26 protein-coding genes and 2 pseudogenes are annotated in these 22,907 nt (G+C 44.9%); 4 read left to right on the forward strand and 24 right to left on the reverse strand.

Annotation, left to right across the window (positions count from 1 at the left end; translation table 11 throughout):
• Positions 1-51: 51 nt before the first annotated feature.
• The 9 genes from FE784_RS27480 to FE784_RS27520 all read right to left on the reverse strand — a co-directional run bounded on the left by FE784_RS27480 (position 52) and on the right by FE784_RS27520 (position 8,157).
• A complete protein-coding gene (locus tag FE784_RS27480) occupies positions 52-1,122 on the reverse strand; it encodes a sensor histidine kinase (RefSeq protein WP_139605457.1) in 1,071 nt (356 codons plus the stop codon).
• Complete coding sequence (locus FE784_RS27485) at positions 1,119-2,231, reverse strand: winged helix-turn-helix domain-containing protein (RefSeq protein WP_176706557.1); 1,113 nt, start codon at positions 2,229-2,231, stop codon at positions 1,119-1,121. The genes FE784_RS27480 and FE784_RS27485 overlap by 4 nt, the downstream gene beginning before the upstream one ends.
• Entirely contained in the window at positions 2,228-3,001 is a 774-nt protein-coding gene (locus FE784_RS27490) for an ABC transporter ATP-binding protein (protein WP_139605458.1), read from the reverse strand. The genes FE784_RS27485 and FE784_RS27490 overlap by 4 nt, the downstream gene beginning before the upstream one ends.
• Before the next feature lie 1,214 nt (positions 3,002-4,215).
• The gene (locus tag FE784_RS27495; protein ID WP_139605459.1) at positions 4,216-4,443 is read right to left on the reverse strand and encodes a tautomerase family protein; all 228 of its coding nucleotides are present in this window, start codon (positions 4,441-4,443) and stop codon (positions 4,216-4,218) included.
• Positions 4,444-4,602: 159 nt separating this feature from the next.
• Positions 4,603-5,088, reverse strand: coding sequence for a GNAT family N-acetyltransferase (locus FE784_RS27500; RefSeq protein WP_139605460.1), 486 nt, complete (start codon positions 5,086-5,088; stop codon positions 4,603-4,605).
• A gap of 268 nt (positions 5,089-5,356) precedes the next feature.
• On the reverse strand, positions 5,357-5,776 hold the full coding sequence (locus FE784_RS27505; protein ID WP_176706558.1) for a M23 family metallopeptidase: 420 nt from the start codon (positions 5,774-5,776) through the stop codon (positions 5,357-5,359).
• Positions 5,777-6,185: 409 nt separating this feature from the next.
• Positions 6,186-6,386, reverse strand: a complete 201-nt coding sequence (locus FE784_RS27510; protein ID WP_139605462.1) for a helix-turn-helix domain-containing protein — start codon at positions 6,384-6,386, stop codon at positions 6,186-6,188.
• Between the two features lie 664 nt (positions 6,387-7,050).
• Complete coding sequence (locus tag FE784_RS27515) at positions 7,051-7,497, reverse strand: hypothetical protein (protein ID WP_139605463.1); 447 nt, start codon at positions 7,495-7,497, stop codon at positions 7,051-7,053.
• Between the two features lie 165 nt (positions 7,498-7,662).
• Positions 7,663-8,157, reverse strand: a complete 495-nt coding sequence (locus FE784_RS27520; protein WP_246132218.1) for a nucleotidyltransferase family protein — start codon at positions 8,155-8,157, stop codon at positions 7,663-7,665.
• A gap of 675 nt (positions 8,158-8,832) precedes the next feature.
• Between FE784_RS27520 and FE784_RS27525 the strand changes: the two genes are divergently transcribed.
• On the forward strand, positions 8,833-9,120 hold the full coding sequence (locus FE784_RS27525; protein WP_281287171.1) for a tyrosine-type recombinase/integrase: 288 nt from the start codon (positions 8,833-8,835) through the stop codon (positions 9,118-9,120).
• 387 nt (positions 9,121-9,507) lie between these two features.
• Positions 9,508-10,085 (forward strand): annotated as a pseudogene (locus FE784_RS42685) (tyrosine-type recombinase/integrase).
• Positions 10,086-11,277: 1,192 nt separating this feature from the next.
• Here the strand turns inward: FE784_RS42685 and FE784_RS27535 are convergent.
• The 4 genes and pseudogenes from FE784_RS27535 to FE784_RS27550 all read right to left on the reverse strand — a co-directional run bounded on the left by FE784_RS27535 (position 11,278) and on the right by FE784_RS27550 (position 13,760).
• On the reverse strand, positions 11,278-11,499 hold the full coding sequence (locus FE784_RS27535) for a hypothetical protein (protein WP_139605466.1): 222 nt from the start codon (positions 11,497-11,499) through the stop codon (positions 11,278-11,280).
• 197 nt (positions 11,500-11,696) lie between these two features.
• Positions 11,697-12,323 (reverse strand): type 1 glutamine amidotransferase family protein, encoded by a 627-nt coding sequence (locus FE784_RS27540; RefSeq protein ID WP_139605467.1) that lies wholly within the window; start codon positions 12,321-12,323, stop codon positions 11,697-11,699.
• 138 nt (positions 12,324-12,461) lie between these two features.
• Positions 12,462-13,135: pseudogene (locus tag FE784_RS42690) on the reverse strand (helix-turn-helix transcriptional regulator); the annotation flags it as partial.
• Between the two features lie 55 nt (positions 13,136-13,190).
• On the reverse strand, positions 13,191-13,760 hold the full coding sequence (locus FE784_RS27550) for a TetR/AcrR family transcriptional regulator (protein WP_139605468.1): 570 nt from the start codon (positions 13,758-13,760) through the stop codon (positions 13,191-13,193).
• Positions 13,761-13,907: 147 nt separating this feature from the next.
• On the opposite strand from FE784_RS27550, the gene FE784_RS27555 reads away from it, so the two are divergent.
• Positions 13,908-14,837 carry a ketopantoate reductase family protein gene (locus FE784_RS27555; protein WP_139605469.1) on the forward strand — a complete coding sequence of 310 codons (930 nt, stop codon included), beginning with the start codon at positions 13,908-13,910 and terminating at the stop codon, positions 14,835-14,837.
• 1,142 nt (positions 14,838-15,979) lie between these two features.
• Here FE784_RS27555 and FE784_RS27560 read toward each other — a convergent pair.
• The 8 genes from FE784_RS27560 to FE784_RS27590 all read right to left on the reverse strand — a co-directional run bounded on the left by FE784_RS27560 (position 15,980) and on the right by FE784_RS27590 (position 20,561).
• Positions 15,980-16,210 (reverse strand): pepsin/retropepsin-like aspartic protease family protein, encoded by a 231-nt coding sequence (locus FE784_RS27560; RefSeq protein WP_176706559.1) that lies wholly within the window; start codon positions 16,208-16,210, stop codon positions 15,980-15,982.
• Positions 16,207-16,467: a hypothetical protein gene (locus FE784_RS27565; protein ID WP_218103823.1), complete on the reverse strand. Its 261-nt coding sequence runs from the start codon at positions 16,465-16,467 to the stop codon at positions 16,207-16,209. Before FE784_RS27565 ends, FE784_RS27560 begins: the two co-directional genes overlap by 4 nt.
• A 269-nt stretch (positions 16,468-16,736) precedes the next feature.
• Positions 16,737-17,138 (reverse strand): hypothetical protein, encoded by a 402-nt coding sequence (locus tag FE784_RS27570; protein WP_139605471.1) that lies wholly within the window; start codon positions 17,136-17,138, stop codon positions 16,737-16,739.
• 220 nt (positions 17,139-17,358) lie between these two features.
• Positions 17,359-18,027 (reverse strand): zinc dependent phospholipase C family protein, encoded by a 669-nt coding sequence (locus FE784_RS27575; protein WP_139605472.1) that lies wholly within the window; start codon positions 18,025-18,027, stop codon positions 17,359-17,361.
• A gap of 119 nt (positions 18,028-18,146) precedes the next feature.
• Positions 18,147-18,371: a tyrosine-type recombinase/integrase gene (locus FE784_RS42965; RefSeq protein ID WP_139605473.1), complete on the reverse strand. Its 225-nt coding sequence runs from the start codon at positions 18,369-18,371 to the stop codon at positions 18,147-18,149.
• Positions 18,332-18,559, reverse strand: coding sequence for a hypothetical protein (locus tag FE784_RS41160; RefSeq protein WP_176706561.1), 228 nt, complete (start codon positions 18,557-18,559; stop codon positions 18,332-18,334). Before FE784_RS41160 ends, FE784_RS42965 begins: the two co-directional genes overlap by 40 nt.
• Positions 18,560-18,677: 118 nt before the next feature.
• Positions 18,678-19,019 carry a hypothetical protein gene (locus FE784_RS27585; protein WP_139605474.1) on the reverse strand — a complete coding sequence of 114 codons (342 nt, stop codon included), beginning with the start codon at positions 19,017-19,019 and terminating at the stop codon, positions 18,678-18,680.
• 237 nt (positions 19,020-19,256) lie between these two features.
• A complete protein-coding gene (locus tag FE784_RS27590) occupies positions 19,257-20,561 on the reverse strand; it encodes an arsenic transporter (protein WP_139605475.1) in 1,305 nt (434 codons plus the stop codon).
• A gap of 276 nt (positions 20,562-20,837) precedes the next feature.
• On the opposite strand from FE784_RS27590, the gene yqeK reads away from it, so the two are divergent.
• A complete protein-coding gene (yqeK, locus tag FE784_RS27595; protein WP_139605476.1) occupies positions 20,838-21,488 on the forward strand; it encodes a bis(5'-nucleosyl)-tetraphosphatase (symmetrical) YqeK in 651 nt (216 codons plus the stop codon).
• Between the two features lie 207 nt (positions 21,489-21,695).
• On the opposite strand, the gene FE784_RS41165 is transcribed toward yqeK, so the two are convergent.
• The 3 genes from FE784_RS41165 to FE784_RS27610 all read right to left on the reverse strand — a co-directional run bounded on the left by FE784_RS41165 (position 21,696) and on the right by FE784_RS27610 (position 22,728).
• Positions 21,696-22,031 carry a YolD-like family protein gene (locus tag FE784_RS41165; RefSeq protein WP_176706562.1) on the reverse strand — a complete coding sequence of 112 codons (336 nt, stop codon included), beginning with the start codon at positions 22,029-22,031 and terminating at the stop codon, positions 21,696-21,698.
• 119 nt (positions 22,032-22,150) lie between these two features.
• Positions 22,151-22,522 (reverse strand): YhjD family protein, encoded by a 372-nt coding sequence (locus FE784_RS27605; RefSeq protein ID WP_139605478.1) that lies wholly within the window; start codon positions 22,520-22,522, stop codon positions 22,151-22,153.
• Positions 22,519-22,728, reverse strand: coding sequence for a WYL domain-containing protein (locus FE784_RS27610; protein WP_246132212.1), 210 nt, complete (start codon positions 22,726-22,728; stop codon positions 22,519-22,521). The genes FE784_RS27605 and FE784_RS27610 overlap by 4 nt, the downstream gene beginning before the upstream one ends.
• Positions 22,729-22,907 lie beyond the last annotated feature (179 nt).

Consider the following 22,907-nt stretch of genomic DNA (forward strand, 5'->3'; position numbering starts at 1 on the left):
CGTTTTGGATGAAAGCGCCAGTAAACTTGTCCTTAACTTGCGGTCAGGGATTCAATCCTCTTTGCCAACCGGCAATATCAAATAAAACTCGGTACCCATCCCCGGTTTGCTCTCCACCCCAATATGGCCGCCATGCTCTACTACGATTTGTTTGCATATGGCAAGGCCCAATCCGGCTCCTCCGAACGCTCGGGAACGCGACTTTTCTCCTCGGTAAAAGCGTTCGAACAAGTAAGGAAGATCCTCTTCGGAGATTCCAATCCCATTGTCTTTGATCACAATCCGAATCCAGTCCCCTTCGTCTCGAGCCGAAATTGTCATTTCAGCGGGATTGCCGGCATATTTTTTCGCATTTTCGATAATATTTTCAAACACCTGCGCCATGCGATCGCTATCGACTTGAATGGATCTGGAGGGGAAGGGTCGTTCAACAGTCAATACAACCGTAGAATCATGAAACTCCATTTCGAATGGGGCTATCATCGCTTCGAGGAACTCGCGACTGTCTATATCCCGAATCTCCATCACCAGTTGTCCTGATTCTATTTGTGAGAATTGAAAAAGATCTTCAATTAAGCGGTCTAGCTGATCGGTTTTGTTTTTGATAACCGCAAGATATCGGGTGACCTTCTGTTCGTCCCGGGCTATGCCATCCTGCAAACCTTCGACGTATCCACGAATGGATGTAATCGGCGTCCGTAAATCGTGGGAAATATTCGCGATCAGCTCATTGCGTGACCGCTCGTAAGCAGCTTGCCGATCCAGAGATTCCTTTAACCTGGCTCGCATGACATCGAAAGCGGAACTGAAACGGCCCATCTCGTCATGGTATCGATTTCGAATTTCAACATCCAAGTTGCCGTTCATAATCTGTTCCGCGGCGGCATTCAATTCCTTAAGCGGCAGGAGGATACGTCTTGTGATTACCCGCGCTAATATATAAGCGCATAAAACAAACGCCACCGCCAGAAAACCGATCACGAACATGAAGTTTATACCGGGAGCCCCTTCGATTGGATCTGTATGCTTTTCTCTAACTCCGGATATGCTCATCAAAATAGCAGGAACGATGAAAATCCCGGTCAGCGATGCGATCAGCTTGAAGCGAATTCCGAACTTCATCGCGGACCACCGTCGAGCTTGTAGCCGACTCCCCACACCGTTTTGATCATCGTCGGATTGGCGGGGTCGATTTCGATTTTTTCCCGGATTTTCTTAATATGAACGGTTACGGTATTCAAATCCCCACGTTCGCCGAGCCCCCATACATGTTGAAAAATTTGTTCGCGAGTCAATACCTGATTCGGATGAAAGGCGAAAAAACGAAGCACTTCGAATTCCTTAGCCGAGAATGGGACAGGTTGACTCCGGACCGTCACTTCATAAGCCTTGATATTGAGCTCCAGATCTTGATATCGGACGATTTCCGACGTCTCCGCAGGAGACGAAAGCTGATTTGCCCTTCTGAGCTGCGCTTTGACCCTTGCGATAATCTCGGCCGGACTAAAAGGCTTAACGACATAATCGTCTGCGCCGATCCCCAGTCCGACAATTTTATCCACATCGCTTTTCTTGGCGCTAAGCATGATGATCGGTATCGACGATTCCGATCGAATCGTTCGACATACTTCCATCCCATCAAGCTTGGGTAGCATGATATCCAAAATCATCAATTGCGGCCGGTACTCTCTGTATAGGAGTGATACGGCAATGAACATCACAATCATTCCACAAGCCATGTACGGCAGGAGCATGGAGAAGGTCAGGTAAAGCGTCAGCCAAACGCCCTCTGTCTGCGTATGGAGCGTTCCGGCATAGAGTGTTTGTTCGCCCCAACCGAATGCGAGCGTTCCGATCGCGTATTCCGCTGTGATGGAGAAAACAAGCAGTACTGTCATGAATACGAATAATGAAACGAGCTTGGCGTTGAGCCATTCGATTCGCCGCACTGGACGCAGTAACGACAATTTTAACGTGCCGGTTTTCACTTCGCCTGTTATCAGGTCGGCAACATAGATGGGGATAAATACGGTCATAAATTGAGCCATACTGTTTAGGAGCGTCAGTGGGAGAGACTGGCCGTTAGGCATCATAATCACCGACTTCCAATCCCCGCCTGCGTTATAGAAATGGACGGTTAGCCAGGCATGCACGGCCAGGATAGCCATGAAAATATAAAGCTTCTTTAATCTGAACATTTTGTAAAGCTCGTTTTGGATCAGCCTGATCACGGCCCGCCATCTCCTTCCGTTATGTCGAAAAAGAATTGCTCAAGCGTCCGGGTCCGGCGGCTAATGGATCGAACGTGGACGCCGCTCGCCATGAGCAGTTGATTCAGCTTGAACGAGCAATCGCCGTTCGTTCGAACGATGAGTTGGTTTTGGGAGCGCGAAACGGAAATTACCTCGGATGCTGTTCGTAGAAGCTGCTCCGCCTTGTCCGGTTCCGAAGCGACAATCTCCACGGTTTCCTCTCCCGAAGCGAGCAGCTGCCTGACCTTGCCTTCCGCAATCAACTGTCCTTTCCTGATAACGCCTGCCTTGGTACATATTTGTTCGACTTCATGAAGCTGATGGCTTGAAATCAGAAAAGAAATGTCTTGCTCCGCCGCGAGCTGCGCAATCAATTCCTTGATTTCTTTCATTCCTTGTGGATCCAGTCCGTTCGTAGGTTCGTCCAGAATGATCAGCTTCGGACGGTTCAGAAGCGCGCCCGCAATGCCAAGCCGCTGCTTCATGCCAAGCGAGTAAGTACCGACCTTGTCTTTAGCCCGATCGGATAGTCCAGCGATTTCAAGCACTTCATCCACCCGCTTCCGGATTACCCCCGGCAAAAGGTTCGCAGTCAACTTGAGATTGTCATAAGCGGAAAGATAGGTGTAAAAAGCCGGATTCTCAACAATGGCGCCTACAAGAGAGATAGCAGCCTTAAACTGCGATTTCAGATGAAACCCGCCAATCGTAACCTCGCCGGCATCGGGATGGACGAGGCCCGTTATCATGCGGATTGTCGTCGTTTTTCCAGAACCGTTCGTGCCGAGGAACCCGTTATATCCCCTTTCTCAATTCGAAGATTCAGACGATCCACGACAGTCCTGGAACCGAAGGTTTTCGTCAATTCCCGCACTTCCAGCAGTATCTTGTTTCCCATAAGCTTTTCCCCCGAATATCTTCGATGATTACCTTGTCTTTCATCTTAACCACTGAAAATTAAAAGCTGCCTTTATAAAAATAAAAGATTGATATTGAAATAATTAAAATTCGATAAAGAGAATTACGGATTTACCGTTGTCGGCAGTGCGTTTAGACAACTTGCCGCTGCCCTGGTGCGCTCGCCCCGATCCAATCATTCCTTATCTTTTATCTGGAACGAATGCAGTGTTGTCGTTGTATAGCAAAAAGGAGTGTCTCAATAGTCATTGAATAATGACCTTAAGGCACCCCTTTTTGCTCCTAAGTACCGCTACAAACATTTAAGTTCATAATGGGTTAGATTAATGACTAGAGTGACATTATACTTACCTGCATTCGAGATTAGGGTTGAAGTAGGGAAATGGCGAAAAGCATTTCTGGAAAAGGGATTTCGGCATTTCTAAAGGGTCAAAAGCGAGTCGTATAATCAGGTGTTATACGATGCCTCGGACTTCCTTAAACTGCCAAACATATATTTAGAGCTTAATTTTCTGCAAAATTCTCCTTGACAAACTGAATCAGTTTACTCCAATTCTCATGATAATCTTCCAGCCCCACTCTGTACCATACATTAAAATTGGTATGATCTGATCCATCACATTGTAGAATATAAACAAAATCTCTCTTACTGAAAATTATGATTTGCCACTCCTGTCCGCAACCATGAAACGGAGAATCGATCGTACCTAGTGGAATGTCTCTCGACTCGAAATTTACCACTTGTCTATCTACATGATCCCACCATGGAAATGAAGACAATACTCCAAATTGTTTACTATAATAATTCAAATGATTCCCCGACCATTTTGATTTCCCATACTTCAAAGCCAACTCAAAGTCAGTAATCAGAGGAAACTTTTGCAAATCGTCATGCGAGAAACTAGGCCTTCCATTTATTTGAAAACCCTTTTTGTTTTTATAATACTTTCCCTTGATATGACACTCCCCGCTGAGAGTTCCATATATTTTTATAACCCTCACCTCTGAATTCTCAAAGAATTAGAAACCTTCTGGCTGTACGAACCTACTGCTGGCCGGTTTCGGAAGCCGTTTGGCTTGTATTTTTTTTATACTCGTCCGTTAATACCCCCGAAAAACCCCAATTTTCTTCCACAATTTCCTGAATGACGATATGAGTGTGCTCCGGTTTCTTTCCAAGCACCCTTACTAAAGTTTCTGTAAATTCCTTTACAATTTGTTCTTTTTGAACACGAGTTGCACCCTTGGTAATTTGAAGATTAATGTAAGGCATACAGCAGAACCCTCCCGTTAATTTTTGTAAAGAAACTCGCCATCCAAATATCCCGTCCAACGAGTCACCTTCCAATATTATACATCTGACAACCAAGTAGCGAAAACCCCACATCGTGATTATCGTGTTAGCTGAAGTCGTGTCTTATTCTGGTTAACTTCAAAATCGAATTGCTCTCGTAAACTCTTGCATCGGTCCTTTATCATCTTTTCTTCTTGTTTCTTGATAGTGATTATTCGTATATTCCTGCACTACCTTCCTCCAAAATACTTGTGCCGGTATATTCCATTCAAATTGACTGACTCTCCACTTCCCTTCATGCTTATTAAATGCCATCTTTGCCGCTTCCTTGCCGATTTGTTTCCTTCTATGTTTCCTGACTACAAAAAAATGGTTCAAATAATAGGTAGAGTCTTCTTCTATGTAACGAACTACAACAAATCCCGCCAATTCTCCATCCACTCGAATAAAGTAAAGTTCATAATTCGGATCATCCAACCATTGTTGACATGTATTATTCTTAAAATAGGTTCCGTTCTCACTGATCCTAGCTCCATTGAGCTCCGATAAATCATACGTCGCCAACATACATAAATTAGTTAACGCAACAAAACCACTGTCCGTGATTGGCTCTATTTCGACCATTTCAGTATCACATCCAACTTGATTTTTATATTTACGACGATTTCAAATAATGTTTTGACATTTCCAACGTCCCACTCCCCTAGGCCCCAAAGGCACCGGCCGCGACGCGGTTAAAGAGTGAGGGTGTGTCCGTCTCCCACTTCCTCGAAATTCCTCGAGCGGACCAAGGGAGCGCCTGCCCTGCTGCGGGAAGGCGGTGTATATGCTGTCGGTGCCTTCATGAAACACTCATAAAACCTTTTATTTTCTTGTTTTTTCTTTTTTCACCTTAGAGCAAGTACTCCTCGTCTCCTAATTGCTTTAATTGCTCTCCCATTGCCCTCAAGTCAAATCGAATCTGTAACGGCTCCTTCCCTCTCCATGCTCCTACATGAATATGCGGATGACGAGAGTATCCGTTATTCCCCACTCTACAAACAACATCTCCAGCTTTGACTGCATCCCCAATATATACACCGACCTCTCTTACATGTGCGTATACCACCTTCACACCGTCTTCTCGACTAAATACAATACTGCTAGATCGGCTATGGTCGATCATCCCGGGTTCATTGGTTTTGGGATTGATGTATACATCTTCTACTTTTCCTTCAAATGGCGCTAATACATCAGTATTCCAACCAAACCAATCTTCATTTCGCTTTCCATCCCCTGCGTACGCTCGCGTCCAGCCATCTACAAACTTCATTGCTACACAATCTCTTCCCAGAGCATCCCGTAAATACGGCAATTGTCCTTCTGGGTGCTCTGAACTCATGAAATATCAAGCAAAAACAGGATGAATCAAAATTTCTTCAATCTGTGACATACCTCTCCTCCATTGCTCAATCTTATAGATAGCTCTTGCACCGGTTGCATATAACGCTCTTGAATTCACGAACCTTTAGTGGCTTAAGGCGCGTACGCGCCGGGTGGCTCCGCCACTTAGCTTGTAGGGTTGTCTGCCTGAATCAGCTTCCTCGAAATGCTTCGGCAGACCGTTAGGCCCGAAGTGGGAATGCTGTGTTATCCGAAGTTCTCCTTTCCATAGCCCAACTTTCTAATATTCACTTTAATTTCTTTAAATTTACATTCCACTTATTAAAAAATACCCGATTTTACTCAGGTATGTACTCCAGTATATCTCCAGGTTGACAATCAAGGGCTTTGCAAATCTTGTCAATCACTTCCAGAGATACATATTCATTCGTGTTTAACTTCGCCATTGTCGCGGATGAAATGCCAGCTAATTTCATTAATTCTTGTTTCTTGATCTCTCGGTCAATCAACAATTTCAATAGTGGCTTGTAGCTAATCATTTCAAATTTCCTTTCAATATCTAAATTTTTCTTTAATTATAAAGATGTTATTTCAGTTTATCAAAATTATCTTCAAGATCCCCTTGACAACAATATTCAATTTAGTTAAGTTATATTTAACTTATTAAATTTTTATTTTCCGTTACAAATATAATTTTATTCCGGAGTGGTGACAAATGAGCGATTTCCATGAAGCATTCACCAAATTTATCTTTCAGCGGACCATCCACCATAGTCCTCTGATCGCAAGTAGACATGTAAGCTACACAGATTTATCTACTACCTTATATCAAATGTTCGATGACATTAAACACCAACTTCCGGAAGAGTACATTGAACTTTTGTATGAACTTGAGAGTACTATCAATCACTTACAGAGTCTTTCTGAAGCATATATGTATGAGCAAGGCTTAAAAGACGGATTAGTTCTGTCGAAGATTCTGTACGAATAAGAGTTACCTTTCGGATTATGGGAATTCCGGATAAGGTTCCCGCATTCACGAACTCGAAGGCTTAAGGCGCTTCAGCGCCGGCTGGCTTAGCTACTTAGCCTTGCAGGGTTGTCTGCCTGATCCACTCCCCGACTATTTTCCGGGCAGATCGAGGGACTTGGCCCCGACCGTGAATATTATGTTATACGGTGCCTCTGCCATCTTCGAATCAACTACTCCAAAGGTTTACTTGCTTCTATTAATTCATCATTTGAATCTAAATATAATAATGTTTTTTCAATATCTCCGTGATTCATTGTTTTTGTTATGATTAAATGTCTTATATTCATTCCAGGTGGTTCCATTTCTTTGTTGAAGTGTTTTACTAATCTCTCAGGTGTAGTCACAAGGCACCAACGTTTACTTCCATTCGAAAAAGTAAGAGTTATCTCCGCTAAATCAAATATATTTATATCATCATCGATTTTCCATGTTACCAGTATAGGTACTTCTATATTCCCTTCAATAAAATATCCTTTACAAATCCAAATTGCCTTTCCATGATTTCCAGTGATTCTGTATTTGTCTTCATCTTCATTAATAATGATGTACTTGTTTCCCCTTGTAAGAGCGTGGCCATATACTCCAACGACTCTACAAGTAATTAGTCGCTCCTCCATAAAATCACTTCCACATAAGGATCTATAGTCGTGCAAAGGTTTCGCATAACGTTCTTGTGTTCCCGACGCCTCTGTCTGCAGAATTTACTTTCTCGAACCCCCTCTTGTAGACTAAGGTCGGCACAGAGGGAACACGGTGTTATGCGAAGGATCTCTGTATGATCCTCAAGAAATTACTAATCTTGGCCAAGTCTCTTTCCAATTTTTCTTGTTAATTCTAGATCTATAGTAAGTTTCATCCTTAAATAATGGACTTTTTCTTACCCTATATTCAAATAGGTCTTCTAGTCCGTAAGGGCTTATAATTGAAATGTTATCATCTCTTTCCAATCTAATTCCTACGGCAGTCACTGTTTCCGGCCATTGACTTATTGCATCCTCTATTGATTTATAGGGCTTATCTCCATTCCTAATGTGCATTCTAGCTTGATTCTTTACTGACCAGATCGAAATTCCAGTCTCTCTTTCTAGTTTCTGCTCATACTTCTTTTCGATTTCTTCATCAAGCTCATCAGGATTGTAGTAAATGACGTCAATATCATTTAATGGGGTTCTGTTCGGGTAACTATGTAAAGTATCCCAAATATAATTACGTACATAACCGGCAGCAACGTACCAATTGGGCAACTCTAGCTCTCTAAGTATGGATAGGTCTTTCATGATTTCCTTATTGGTCCTTATTAGCTCTAAAAAAGCACTTGTGTATTTAGACACAGAATGGTCTCCCTCTTTATTTATTTTAAGATCTCTTCGATCTTTCGTACAATGTTCCCGCATTCACGACGTCAATCCCCCTTAGATAGCTCTTATCTTAGAAGGGATTGATGTGTCTGCCATATCTGCATCTTCGAGTAGCGTCAGGCAGACCGAGGTCCGAATGGCCCGTAACGTGAATGCATTGTTAGCTGAAAAACCGCATTTTAGATTAAGCTAAATTCTCTGTCAGATATTGATCTCTTCCCAATTCATCAAAATATAAAATGCTACAAAGATTACAATGATCACATAAGAAATGATTATTATACAATTAATTTTTGTCTTTCTTATATAATCTTTATATGCCTTCTGATCGATTTCATTATTCTTATAGCTCAATTTCCTATTCCATAGTTCTTTAAATTGTATGAGAATAAACATCTTTATTCCTATTAAACTTAAGAATGGTATACGTAATAAGAGTGATACTTCCTCGGAATGCCTCGAACGAACCAAGGGCCGGTAAGCCCGCAGTAGGAATATGGTGTTATAAGAGCCACTCTGCGAAAACCTCTGACCTTCAAAACACCCAAAAACCCATATGTTTCAAAGGATTCCGGCGATTTTTGAGGAACGCGAATATCCTTCAGCACGATGATTGCCCGCTATTGCGAATCAGCTAAAATTAAGGGCATTCAATGCTCCTGCCATACGTTTCGACATACATTTGCCAAGAACTATTTATTAAATGGAGGCGATGTCTTCACGCTCAAGAGCATAATGGGGCACACGCAAATCGAGACAACAGAAATGTATGTCGAATTATTTGCCAGTGACTTGCAAGCTCAGCATGAGAAGTTCAGTCCTATTGAACACTTAGCCGAAGCCCTTCACCTGCTGTCAGAAAGTGAGGTTGATGGTTTATGAATGTTCGTCGTCGACAAAAAGTTGGAGCACGCAGAAAATCCAAGCCAAGCCCAACAACAACTCAGTTTTGAAGATTTGCTTCATTCCTTTATTCTCGATTGCAAGGCCAAAAACCTTTTACCGCTCACACTTCGTTTCTATCAGGACAGCGCCAAGCAGATGAAGGAAGCCTTTTGGGCGCAACAAGTTCCCTTTAATATCTATACGGTATCGATACGTGAAATCAAAAATCATTTTATTGCCTATCTGTTTGACCAAGGCAGATCGGACAACACGGTAAATGGACGAATCAAGGCAATAAAGCAGTTTTTCAAGTACTTGTTTGAAGAAGGCTGGCTAACAGAGAATATCGCCAACGATCTCCATGTGGTCAAGGCCAAGAAGCTAATGATTCAAACGTTTACGAAAAAACAAGTGGTCTCCATCTTTGAGCAACCGGATAAAAAAACGTTCACTGGCTACCGGGACTTTACCATGATGATGGTGTTACTTGAAACGGGGATGCGAATCAGTGAGCTATGTAATTTAAAGACAGGTGACATTTTTTTAAAGAGTTGGAGATTCGAATCACGAAGGGTAAAGGTGGGCGGGCACGTAGAGTTCCGTTCCAACAAACCTGCGGGAAAATCATTCGCAAATACTTGGACTTACGAGGCGGCCTAGAGAGCGATGCCTTGTTCGTCAACATGGATAACGAACAAATCAGTACAAGAGCCTTGCAGGACAAAATGCAAGCTTATAGTTGTGCGGCAGACATTACCGGCGTCAGAGTCTCACCGCATACGTTCCGACATACGATGGCGAAATTTTATAACTTGAACGGTGGAGATCCTTTTACTCTTAGACGAATTCTTGGTCATGCTTCATTAAAAATGGTTGACTATTATATTGAGTTGTTCAGCAGCGATATTAAGCAACAGCACAAGAAGTTTAGTCCCGTGGAAAATATGAAACGCATTTTATAATCTCAATAGGAGGGGCTCATTCCCCCCTCCTTGTTTATATTCTGTAATGTTACTCGACTAACGCTTAGAATTTCCACTATGTTTTTAACTTCGAGGAGGCCATTCCGAATTGTCTGATTCAATTTGCAGAGCACTTCTTTTCTTAGCCATTATTCTAGGAAATGTCTTTCAAACGAGCCGTTTGTAATGGAGGCAAAAAAAGGTTGTTTGATCCATTTCTAGTTTAATTATCTATAATTTGATCGAAACGGCAAAGCAGAACGGGCTGTATTTCGCTACCGGGCCTATCTGTTCGATAAAACTACTCCACCAACCTGAAGGATCCCGTTGTATTATGGCCTTATTACTATACGTTGTAAGCTCTCGAGCAAAGAAGAATTTATACTTGATTTCCGAACAGGGTCGAACTACCAACAATAGGCATCCACTCACGGCTACTGATGAATTGGTCAGCTGGTATGAAGAATTAGCTCTTAATTGGTGATAATGGTCTGAGTGAAGGCTCAACATACTGATCAGTGCTTATTTTAATCGAGTCTTCCATCATCAAAACGATATGAAGCGTGAGAATAGCCACGTTCCAGATCAATACGGAACGTGTGACCTCTCATGCCGATTTGTTGCTGATCCCATGTTCTCAAATTCGCTTCGTAAAAAACAGAATACCGGATTGTTGTGTACATTACCAATTTAAAGGGGCTGTCCGAAAAGCCGTTTTTTAGCACAAAACCTTACAAAAAAAGCCCAAGAATGCCGTAAAATCAGTGTTCTTGGGCTATTGATCTTGCTACAAAATACTCAATTAGACAGCCCCGTTGTTGGTTAATAATCGCTAGCCATATCTACCCATTTCGAATGTAACACAACCGAAACTTTAGTCGTATCTCGCAACATCTTATTTTTATAGTCACTGTCACCCTTCACAAATGAGGAATACTTCGCCGAATACTGATACTTCTAGGTATCGACTGGACATATCCCCACCACGCACTCCACATGCCTTGAAGGGCTATCACGGATGAGTATATAAATCTATCAAAACTAAAGACGCCGCGGCTTAAGTAAAAAAAACCGCCTCAGAGGTGGAGTATATTAAATATCCGATCATTATCTTCCGCTTCAATTCCAGTAAACATTCTCACGCTTGTGCTTAATCCCGTATATTCATACCTTCGCTATATCCTCATTAACCTCAAATACCATGTTCTGATAGAGTCCAAGCATTCTGTCTATGCTCGAATTCTTTTACCTTTGCCTGCAAATATTCAAGTCCGCCTTCTCTTCCATACACACGCCCTTGCTCACGATCCTCGCGGCTGTGCTGCACCTGCCGGATCAAATCAGGGTCCTCCGACAGCGCTGAAATATCCAATGACGAAGCATCGTCTTTTTCCTCTTCTCGAATGACCGCCATTATCTCCAACGCCTTATCTACGGATCTAGATTTTTACAATCATTATACCATAGAATTTCAATAGCCATTGGCCGCTAATGGCATAAAACCAACTTCTTCCTTGGCGGACAATCATCAAGCATTTCTATCCACCATAGAAATTGGCAGGATTCTCTGTCTGCGGTGAGGGCTGTGACTGTACATCTATCCCTATACTGTCATTGGATTGAATTCATTAACTCGTAGAAATATTTAGGTTCATGAGTTTTATTAAGACGATACCAAGCGTCTAATGTTTTTGGAGAAAATACATCTAGCGCTTTTAAAACATGAACAGAAAATTCTAATGGAGCTACTCCGGATGCGGTGATCAATTTCCCATCGGTTACAGCAGATTCCACTTTGTAATATTCTTCGCCCGTGTAAGAAGGGCAAATCATTTTAAGGTAGGCCAAATCATTGCTTGTGTGCCAACGTGAATCTAATAATCCTGCTTGAGCAAGTCCTAAGGTAGCACCGCAAATTGCTCCAACTACTATCCCTTCCTTTAAATTCATCTCGGCAATTTTTAATATGGGCACGTGAATAGCTTCTGTCCATGTATTTCCACCAGGTAAAATCAGTGCATCTGCGCTTTTCATGCTGCACTCCTCCACTGTAAGGTCAGGCATTATTTTCAATCCGCCCATTGTAGTGACTGGATTCTTTTCGATCCCAACGGTGACTATTTTTGCTGGAGCCAGCCCCTGTCTGAAGTATCTTCCCGAGTTCAGTTCCGCGGCTACATAACCGATTTCCCAATCGGACATGGTATCAAACACATAAAGATATACGGTAAGATTCATTTTCTACGTGCTCCTCATCAAGTTTAGTAGGTAACAGCAGCCATTCATCTGCAATGAGTGGGTATCCTTATAATAAAACAACTTCACTGACAACTGCTTTCAGTGAAGTTATTAAGCTTGATAATATTCCATTAACTCTAAAAAAAGTACGCGCTGAAAAATCATAGGGACGCCTAAATGAGAATGGCGTGCGTGTGATGTTCAGAATCCGTTCTACCCGAAAGCTGCGGATCTCATTGCGCAGGCGGCAAAATGCAATGGTGTACCACTTATTGTTCCAATTCACCACGCCATAGGAGTCTATTACCCTATTGGGGGATTGCTCTTCATGACGGTTGCGATACGAAATGTTTACAGACTCTTCATTTGCTACATCGTGATCTAATTCCTGCAATACCGGCTGAACAGCGGGATATCCCCCTGCGGTTGATTACTTCAAATCCGGCTACATGATGGCTTAATAACCTTTCCTGCTCCTGATTCGAATACATCTTCAACTTGGATGTGGCATTCTCTAATGCCTCACTCGAAGGATATCCGGCTTCTTTGGCAAATTGGGCAGCATGAAGCAGTGTCTTTTTTTCATCCGTACTAAACAGCAGCGGAGATTTAATAAAATGGTGCAGCAAGCTTTACCCGCCATTGTGCCCGGTGTCGGATATGATCGGAACACCACTGGCACATAGTGCATCCATATACCGATAAACGGTTCTGATATGTATCTCTAGCTTTTCCGATATTTCCTTGGCAGTCCATTTCTCTCCCGAATTCAACATCCATAGAATGGTTAGCATATTATCATTTTTTGGCATAACTAACCCTCACCTTCGATTGCCACATGTGTATAGAATACCATTTGATCCGCTTTTACTCTTCATTAACCGTGCCAAAGATATGATACGGCGTTATCCCATTTGCGAATAGGCTATTTATCAGCTTGACCAATTCTTCCGACGATAAATCTTTGCCGTTGCGTATCCAAAGGCGAAACAAAGATATTAATGTTGATATGTAAAACTCAATTAAGTATGGCGCTAAGATATCATTTGTTGGAAGGTCCACAATCAATCTCTCAAAGGGAATTTCTCTTTTCAGGCGTTCAACAAAATGAACAGAACCATAGTCACCCAAGAGGGCTTTAAGGACTGAAATTTCTTCTGTATTTTCCAAGCATTGAAGTGCATCTTGGAAAGTATGCGTAGAAAGCTCCCTTCTTGCCATTTCCTGGTTAATGGATTTCAAAACATTCTCTTCAACATAGTCCAACAACGCATAGATATCTGTAAAGTATTGATAAAATGTACTGCGATTATATCCTGACTTGTTAGCAATCTCTTGAATAGATATTTTTTCAATTGGTTTTTGGCTATATAAATCACAGAATACATTTATAAATGTTTGCCTTGTTTTGTCCGTAATTTCAGGTTGCTTGTTCATTATTTGCCTCTTTTCTGTTCAATCGATTATCCGACAGATATTAAAAATCTGATGGTTGATGACCGTATAGTGAATGCATACAATATTATTATACAACACGTTGTCGGATCATCAACAAGGATTATCAACTATTTTTGGGAGGCTAACATGAGAATTTTATTCTTCGGTAGAGGTGTAATATCGACCCAATATGCGTGGGCTTTTGAACAGGCAGGGCATACAGTTGAGTTTTACGTTAGAAAAGGAAGAAAAGAAACCTTCGGAAGCAGTATAGAGCTTGAAATGTGGGACGCACGAAGAGGGAAAAAGCTCATAAAAGAAAGCTGGAACGTCAAACTACATGAGGAGATGCTTCCAAATTATGATCTCATTATTGTGAGCGTCAACACGGAACAACTTCCGGAAGCAGCACAATTCCTATCAACTGCTACAAGAAATTCCCCTATCCTCATATTCAATAACATTTGGCAAGATTTGAAATCATCGATCGCACCATTGTCTATGAACAATGTTGTCTTTGGCTTCCCCGGAGCAGGAGGCGGCATCGCGGACAATAGGCTTAGAGGTGGCTTTTTGAAAATGGTATTTCTTGAAAAACCACGGGTAGGCACTGAGCATATTAACCAATTGGTCAAAGAATGTTTTGAAAGTGCCCATTTTAAAATTAGTTGGGTAAAGGATATGCAAAACTGGCTATGGAATCACTTTGCCATGAATGCAGCTATGGAAACCGAGGTGTTAAAACGGGGAAGTTTTCCAGCGCTCATGAACCATAGTGACTCATTTTCCAATGTTGGGTTGAATATGAGGGAAATGATCCCTGTACTTAAAGCAAGAGGTGCAAAGCTTGATACCATTTCTCTTTTGTTGACTAAAATTCCACCGGCACTTCTCGGCACACTTTTTAACAAGGTTATTTTTGCAAAAGGCAGCTTACCGCGACTTTTTGTGGAATACAACAATAGTAAAGCAGGTTTTGCGGTACTTGAAGTTGTGAGAGAAGCAAAAAAGGTAAGCATACCTTTGCCACGTCTTACGATGGCATTTGAAAATACTGAATATGCAAAAGAAATATAAAGAAGCCTTCGATGGTTTCGAGCGTAAGCCGAATCTGCTTCTTGGCCTAAAAAATACACCCCTTAGCATGCATCGGATTACCCACGGGTTTTTCCAATGTCTATTCTAAGGGGTATTTGCAACGAACTTAGACACGCTCAAGCAAGGCCACCGATTCCACATATGCGCCATTTGGAAATGCATATTTCATGCTTGCAGCCATCATTAAATCTGGCAGTTCCAACAATAACAGCAACAATTTTATCAGCACACATTATGCAAAAAGATAAACTTCTTTGAAAAAGTGATCTATACTTTGCCAAGACGCCAGTATTCGTTCAGTAATGAGCTCTGGATTTTCAATGTTTGTCTCCCTTATTAAATTCCAAAATTCATGATTAACTTCATGCATAGAATACGGCTCAGGCAGATTCATAGGACCAGGGTATTTCCCCTTTTTATATAGTGAAACTCTTTTTCGAAATGTATTTCTTTATATGCAAACATCTTCAAGATATGTTCTCTTAAGTCACTTTCTCTCCTCCACTACTGCATGTTGTAAATAAACGAGAAAGGTGCTATACACGTATGAGCAACACACAGCACTCCACATGAATCGTATGCAGTAACATCCCCCCATATTCCATGGCTACACAAAATCGTGAATTTATTTGCTATACTCCATTATCAGTAATTTTCAGGCAAAATAACATGTCAACACTTTGCTAAATATTTGACTACTAAACTAAGTCAAGTTATACTCTCATCATCAGCTTCGTATATCACGTAAAAATTAGGTGCGTATATCCTTTTCAGCGCATTACCAACAAACGCCTGGTTCGTATATCTAAGCTGAAAAAATCAAAGTTATGCGAAGGCAAAGCGAGAAAAGCGAAGTAGGCGAACGAAAAAAAACCTTATGGGACAAGAGATTCCGGAATTTTCGAGAGGTCAAAATGTGGTTCGTATCATATGGTGTTATACGAGGGTCCACAATTCCTGCTATTGCTTGCAAATCAATATTAATTCATTCAGATCAATTATTCCTTTTGCTTGCAATAGAAAGTCCATTCCTACAATTCCATCAATGTTAATTCCATAATTCATCGTTCCAATGTCTACTTGAAAGTTCTCAATGCGAAATCCACTCACTTCAATGGCATCTACTGTTTGAAAAATACAAATTCACTTCCGCCAACTCCACTAATTGTTCCTAATACATCATCAAGTTCTACCGTCAATCCAATTTCTTCAACAACATCCAGTTTCAAAATTGTACTTGAAGAACCCGTATCAATTAAAACTTGAGGCAGCCTTATGCTTTGCTTGTTGTAATAAACCGTAAGTTCGGTGAAAGGTAGATCACTATTTGAAAGATGAATTGCCGATTTCATATCCGAACTCCTAACCATTTGCGCTCGATTATCTCCAGTTCAGTCTTACTTGTATGAGCTACATAGAGTTCTCGATGTGGTTCTTTCTTGTGAATTACTTTATACTCCTCCAATGCTTCTTTGCCTTGTTCATAGTTGTTAATGACTGAAATTCGGTCTACCATTCTTCTTCCATTATCGGAGTGAGCCTCTATAGCTTCAAATAATACCCACTGATCTGGAAAATGATTTCGAAGTGTTTCCCAGTTCATTTTCATCCCTCATCTCGTGAGTTTATGATGAAATTATACCATAGTTCTTTTTAAGCCTTTTGTGGACTTTCGTATAACATTACAGCATTCACGACGCCCCACCACCTTAAGACCGGAGGCCGGTCGCGATGCGGTTAGGTGGTGCGGGTGTATCGCCTGAAATCGCTTTCCGAAATACCTCTGGCGACCAAGGGACGGCGCAGCCGGGCCGAAGTGGGAATACGGTGTTATATGCTGTTGGGCCATCCTCGAAACACTTCCATAACCCTATCTTCTTACTTCCTATGAGATAACCATCCGCCCCCAGCTGTCCCTTTCTTAGTTGGATTGATTTGTTCCCTTATCGGTTTGTTAATAAATAATTCATTCTTACCTTTCATCTTTGTAATATAGTTCTCAATAGTCTTATATTCATCAATACTTCGTAAGAATAATGTTATCAGCACATCTCTAAGTTCACCGTTTGCCTTGATAAGGTGACAGACAATGTTATATCCATTAATGTTATTTTCAATATAATCAGTGTACAAATACTCAGTACGTTTTTTTAATTTCATCTCTATATGCATTTCTTCACCATTAAGTGTAATTACTTTTAAAGCATCGGCTAAGAATTCTAAGTGGCCCAACGTTCTTGAGCTACCTACCCCAATGTAACCAATTGTTTTTTCTATCATCTCAGTACACTCCAAAATATTCTGAATGTTGTTCAAAAATTTCAAAGTTATGTTTTCGCTCCAATTGCATATAACGCTCTTGCATTCCCGATGCACCACTCCCATAAGGGTCCGCAAGGCGACGCGGTTAGGGAGCGCGGGTGTGTCCGCCTGACTCCGCTTCCTCGAAATACCACGGGCGGACCAAGGAAGCGCCAGCTCCCGACTCGGGAATGCGATATTAACTGATGTTGCTGTCTTCTTCGAGTTCTCCTTCCCAATCCTTCATTATGAATTTTATTTGGGGAACGATATCTTCTAAAAATCCAGCTACAATACGTTCTGTTATATATGTAGGCTCTAGTTTTGGTTCCTTTCCAATTAAATCAAACCAGTGTATCGTTCTATATCTCCAATAATTTACTTCATCAACTGTTAGTATTGGTTGGATTGCGAATGCTTGTGCACGCAACAACCTTGACCATATCTCCTTACACCACTGTGCATGATTGTAAATATTAAAATCTATTTGTTCGGTTTCTTGATAGTAAATTTTCTTTAACTCTTCCGGTCTTTTCTTCTCTTTCAACATTACATCCCTGAGTTTCTTATTCAAATAATCAAACCAATAATGATCTGTCAAAAGATGTGTAAAATATCCTCTGACAAACCAGTTCCATTCTTCATTCGTCGACAGTCTTAGATAATTCAAAAAATGTTCCTTTAATGTTTCCAAATTAAAGAGTTCGGTCTCAATATTAAAATGCGTCTTCATTTTATCTACTTTACTGTGACTCTTCCTGATATGAATTGCATCTGGTGCTATGCTTCCTAATAAAAACGTATCAGGAACATCTTGTGAATCAAAATATTTAACTGCGAAGCTAAAATGAACCATTGGTAGTGGCATCTTATTTATATCGCCTTTCTTAGAGTATTTATTACAGCAACTTCACTAACACTTTATCTATTTCACAAAACATCTTCCCGCAGCAAATTTCCGTATTTCGTATAACATCAAGCCAACTTTCACCCGCCACTCTCCGAATCGGCTCGTCCAACAGCTCGTCCAAAGGACTGCGGATACACCGAATGTCCTTGAACGCTGACATTCGTGTACCGCTCTGTGGTACTGAGGTACCGGTGACCGAGCAGTTCCTGAATGTACTTGACGTCGGTTCCACCTTCCAGCAGATGAGTCGCAAACGAACGTCTCAAGGAAATGCATGCTGACCTTCTTCGCGATACCGGCATGCAATACCGTTTGCTCGAACACCTTCTACCGCTCGCTCGGTCAAATGCCGGCCGGGGTGTTGTCCCGGAAATAACCAGGTGTCCGACCGTTCTTGCTGCACATATTGCTGCAAGTTCCCGTAGGCTACTACGGCAGCACGGTGATCCGGCTCTTTTTTCTCCCCTGCCGGATATGAATCGTCCTGCATTCGGGTCCAATCCTGCATACGCAAGCGCACAACCTCGCTTACGCGCAGCCCGGAGGCATAAGTTGTATACAAAATCGCTTATGCTTCGGATTTTCGACTAGCCGCTACCCTCGGTCCTTCAACTCTTGCTTTCAGAAGTCCTTCCTCCGAGCTCCCCATTGCAGTCGAGAGGGGGCGCCGCATCGTCTGCTTGTTCGGCCGACTCCTCTTTGTTTTCCCCGAACCGCTCGACCAAAGGCTCGCACTCCTGCCCCAGCTCGCTATCCACCGTAACCGGGCAGCCGTCAAACAAGTCCATAAACCGCTCCACGTTCAAATACGTGTAGCCGATTTTCCAAGCCCGATTGGGCTTGTCCCAACGAGCTCCGGGGATTTGGCGCATGTTATCGATGTATCCGGCATCGTACGGAAAACGTATGAACAAATGGTTCTCGCTTGCTTTGCTGATGTAGATTTCCACAGCATCGCCGCCTCTCCAATTATACCATCGAATCCCAATATAAGGGTATATGGGAATAAAAAAAGGAGACCTGCGCCCCTTGACGGGTGACGCAAATCTCCGATGCTTTCGGAAACTTAACCTATCGATGAAGAAAATAATGCCTCATGGTCGGGCGAGAATACAATACCTTCGCTTCTTCTGAAAAGTCCAATTCTCGATTCTGTTGGCCGTACGACCCCAACAACGCCCCGCCCGTCATCCCCCATACAGCACTCTCAACCAGACGTACAAGCCTCCCAAAGTGATCAACAAAGTCGGAATCGTCAGAACGACGCCGATTTTGAAATAATAGCCCCAGGTGATGCGGACGCCTTTGCGGGAAAGGATGTGCAGCCACAGCAGGGTGGCGAGCGAGCCGATCGGGGTCATCTTCGGGCCCAGGTCGGTGCCGATGACGTTGGCATAGATGAGCGCTTCGCGAAGGATGCCTTCGGTTGTCGTTCCGTCGATGGCGAGCGCTCCGATCATGACGGTCGGCAAGTTGTTCATGATCGAGGAGAGCACGGCCGCGATCAGGCCCATGCCCATCGTGGCGGCGAACAGGCCGGAAGCGGCCAGACGCTCGAGCACGCTCCCGAGCACATCGGTCAGGCCCGCGTTGCGCAAGCCATAGACGACGACGTACATGCCGATCGAGAAAATAACGATGGACCACGGCGCCTCGACGATTACTTTCTTCGTCTGGACGACCCGGCTGCCCCGGGACACGAGCAGAAACAGGAGTGCCACGGCCCCTGCAATGAACGAAACCGGCACGGCGATCCACTCGCTGGCCAAGTAAGCAGCCAACAGCACGCCCAAAATGAGCCACGAGAGGCGGAACAGCCGCTTGTCCTTGATCGCCTCGGAGGGCTGCTTCAGCTCGGCGATGTCGTAGCTTGCCGGTACGTTTTTGCGGAATACGGCGTACAGGACGGCGACGCTGGCCGCCAGCGAGAACAGGTTCACGGCGAACATGCGCGAAGCGTATTCGACAAAGCCGATGCCGAAATAGTCCGCCGACACGATGTTCGTCAAGTTGCTGATAATGAACGGCAGCGATGTCGTATCCGCGATAAAGCCGCTCGCCATGACGAACGGCAGGATGCGGGCCTCCTCCAGCCGGAGCGCCCGGACTTGGGCCAGCACGATCGGCGTCAGGATAAGCGCCGCCCCGTCGTTGGCGAAGAAGGCCGAGACGCCCGCCCCGAGCAGGATGATGTATACGAACATCCGCTTGCCGTTGCCCCCGGCGAGCCGGGCCATGTGCAGCGCGGCCCATTCGAAGAAGCCGATTTCGTCCAATATGACTGAAATGACGATCAACGCAACGAAAGTAAGCGTCGCGTTCCAGACGATACCCGCCACCGTCACTACGTCGTGCCAGCCGACGACGCCGACCAGCAGAGCCAACAGCGCTCCGCCCGATGCCGACCAGCCGATGCCGAGCTTCTTCGGCTGCCAGATGACGAACGTCATCGTGATGATAAAAAGAACTATGGCCAATACGGTTGTTACCACTTTGTGCAAATCCCCCTGAAGCCCTATTGGCGCCAGCCGTTCTCCCCAGTCGCGCAATACGCCCGTTCACGCCCTGCAACGTTTCTCATCCGTTCGGGTCCTTCTCTCTCTACTATAGGACCAAAGCATCGCAGCTGTAAAGAGTCTATGAATCTGCAGGTCGGCACGTGCAGATTCGATAGCTTCTCGTTATTTAAATCGAACTTTCTCTACCGGGAGATGTCCGCTTTATGGTAAGTTAAAAACCAAATAGATCAACAAAGGAGACGAGAACATATGCATCCTTTCTTCGCAAACGAATCCGGCTTCCGGCTGAGCGGCGACTTGGCCGCCGACGTCCGGCGCTTCCTCGAATCGCACGGCTGTCCGAAAACGGCGGAGCATTGCATGGCCGTCGGCGCCGAGGCCCGCTCGCTCGCGCTCCGCTTCGGGGGCGATCCCGAGAACGCGGAAATCGCCGGATGGCTGCACGACATCAGTGCGGTGTATCCGAACGCCGATCGGATCCGCATCGCCAGGGAGCTCGGCATCGAGGTGCTGTCGGAAGAGGAGACGTTTCCGATGATCATTCACCAGAAGCTGTCCGTCGAGGTGGCCCGCCATCTGTTCGGCATCGAACGCCGGGACGTGCTGGACGCCATCGGCTGCCATACGACGCTGAAAGCGCCCTCCACTCTGCTGGACCGGATCGTCTTCGTCGCCGATAAAATTTCATGGGACCAAAACGGCACCCCGCCGTATTTGACCGAGCTGAACGCACAGCTCGACCGGTCGATAGAGCACGGGGCGATGGCGTATATCGGCCATCTGTGGGCCCAGCGAGACAAGCTCAAGGTCGTGCATCCATGGCTCGCGGACGCTCATGCCGATATGCAGGAGACGATTGCTCGCGCGGACGTTACTCCGCCGGTTCAAGCCGATCGTTGACACTCGCCGGCCGCCGATGCGAGACTGCGGGCCGCCGCCCGGGCAAATGCCGTGACCGCCCAGCAAGCAAGCTGGCGACCCTTGCCGTTCATGCGGCGAACGCACGACGAACAACGGGTTTCCTTCCGGCCTCCCGTCGCGGCGCTGCATGACGGCGGTTTAGTCGCCTTTTCCCGACAAGCCCGGCCCCCGCCATACTGACGATACTCACGCCCGTGCGACATTTACGATATCGGCAAACCGGATCGACACGGTTTCCGTGGCGCTCGCCAGTTTGACCCGCTGCAGCGTAAAATCGATCTTGACGACCCGCCCTTTCACGACATCGTCCCGGACGGGATCGAACACGCTGACGGCCACCTCCTCCTGCCGCTCCATCGATTCCAGCAGCAGCAATGCAAACTGCTCGAGCGCCTGGTCGTCCAGCACCGGGCGCCGTCTGTGGCCGAGCTCTCCCTGCTTGCTCACGAACTGTGCCTTATGCTCGGGAAGCATCATGCGCGACGATTCGAACAGACCGTTTCCTTCCAGTTTCTTGCCCATCCGTGTGTCCTCCGATCTTATTCGCCCGGTCGCCGCCTGCCGGAATCGGCTCGCACGATCGAAGCATTTGACGTATATAGTTGTTTGGGCCGTATGGCGCGCCTCGATGTACGGCTGCTCTACTCGGCCAGATCGAGCTCCAAATAGGCGCACAGCTTGCGCTCCACCTCGGATTTCACCAGCCCCCACAGCATGGAGCATTTGCGGTGGTAGCCGCGGCAAAGAAAATCCGCCTCGACCTGCTCCTTCGTCCGGCGCTGGTCGTACACCCGGATTCCCCGGCTCCTCAGCTTGCCGCGCACCGCGGCCATTTCCGCGCTAACTTGATCCTGTACGCGGCGCAAGCTTCTGATGTAAATGACCGGCATTTTCAATTTGAGCGTATCGAGCATCCGGATGTCGCGCTCCAGCACGTCGAGCACGATCGGGAGCAGCATGTAGTCGAGTACCCACTGCAGCTCTTCTTCGGTTTCGAGAGGGGTCCGATTCATCCCGTTCGCCTTCCCCCCGGCAGCGAAACGGCCAAGATGCGGTCGAGCCTGAACAGACGATGCTCCCGCTTCCGCGTGCAATAAGCCCGGACCGCATCGCCCCGAATGCCGAGAACGACGACCGTACGCTGCGTGATCCGATCGCGGCGATCGATATAGACGATTTCGACATGCCTGCCCACGTGTCGTTCCAACCTCGCTGCCATCAACATCCCCTCCGCCAAAGACAAGAACACTTGTTCCCTACTAGTATATACAATAAGCGAACATACATTCCTGTTTCAAGAGGAAAAATTTTGCACCGCGCAAAAATAGGCAACTGCCGCAACGGGTGGCGACGCGGCGGATAAAAGCGTACAATAAAGCTATTCACGCATGAACGGAC

The organism is Paenibacillus hemerocallicola, assembly GCF_006265175.1.
Taxonomy (GTDB): domain Bacteria; phylum Bacillota; class Bacilli; order Paenibacillales; family NBRC-103111; genus Paenibacillus_AB; species Paenibacillus_AB hemerocallicola.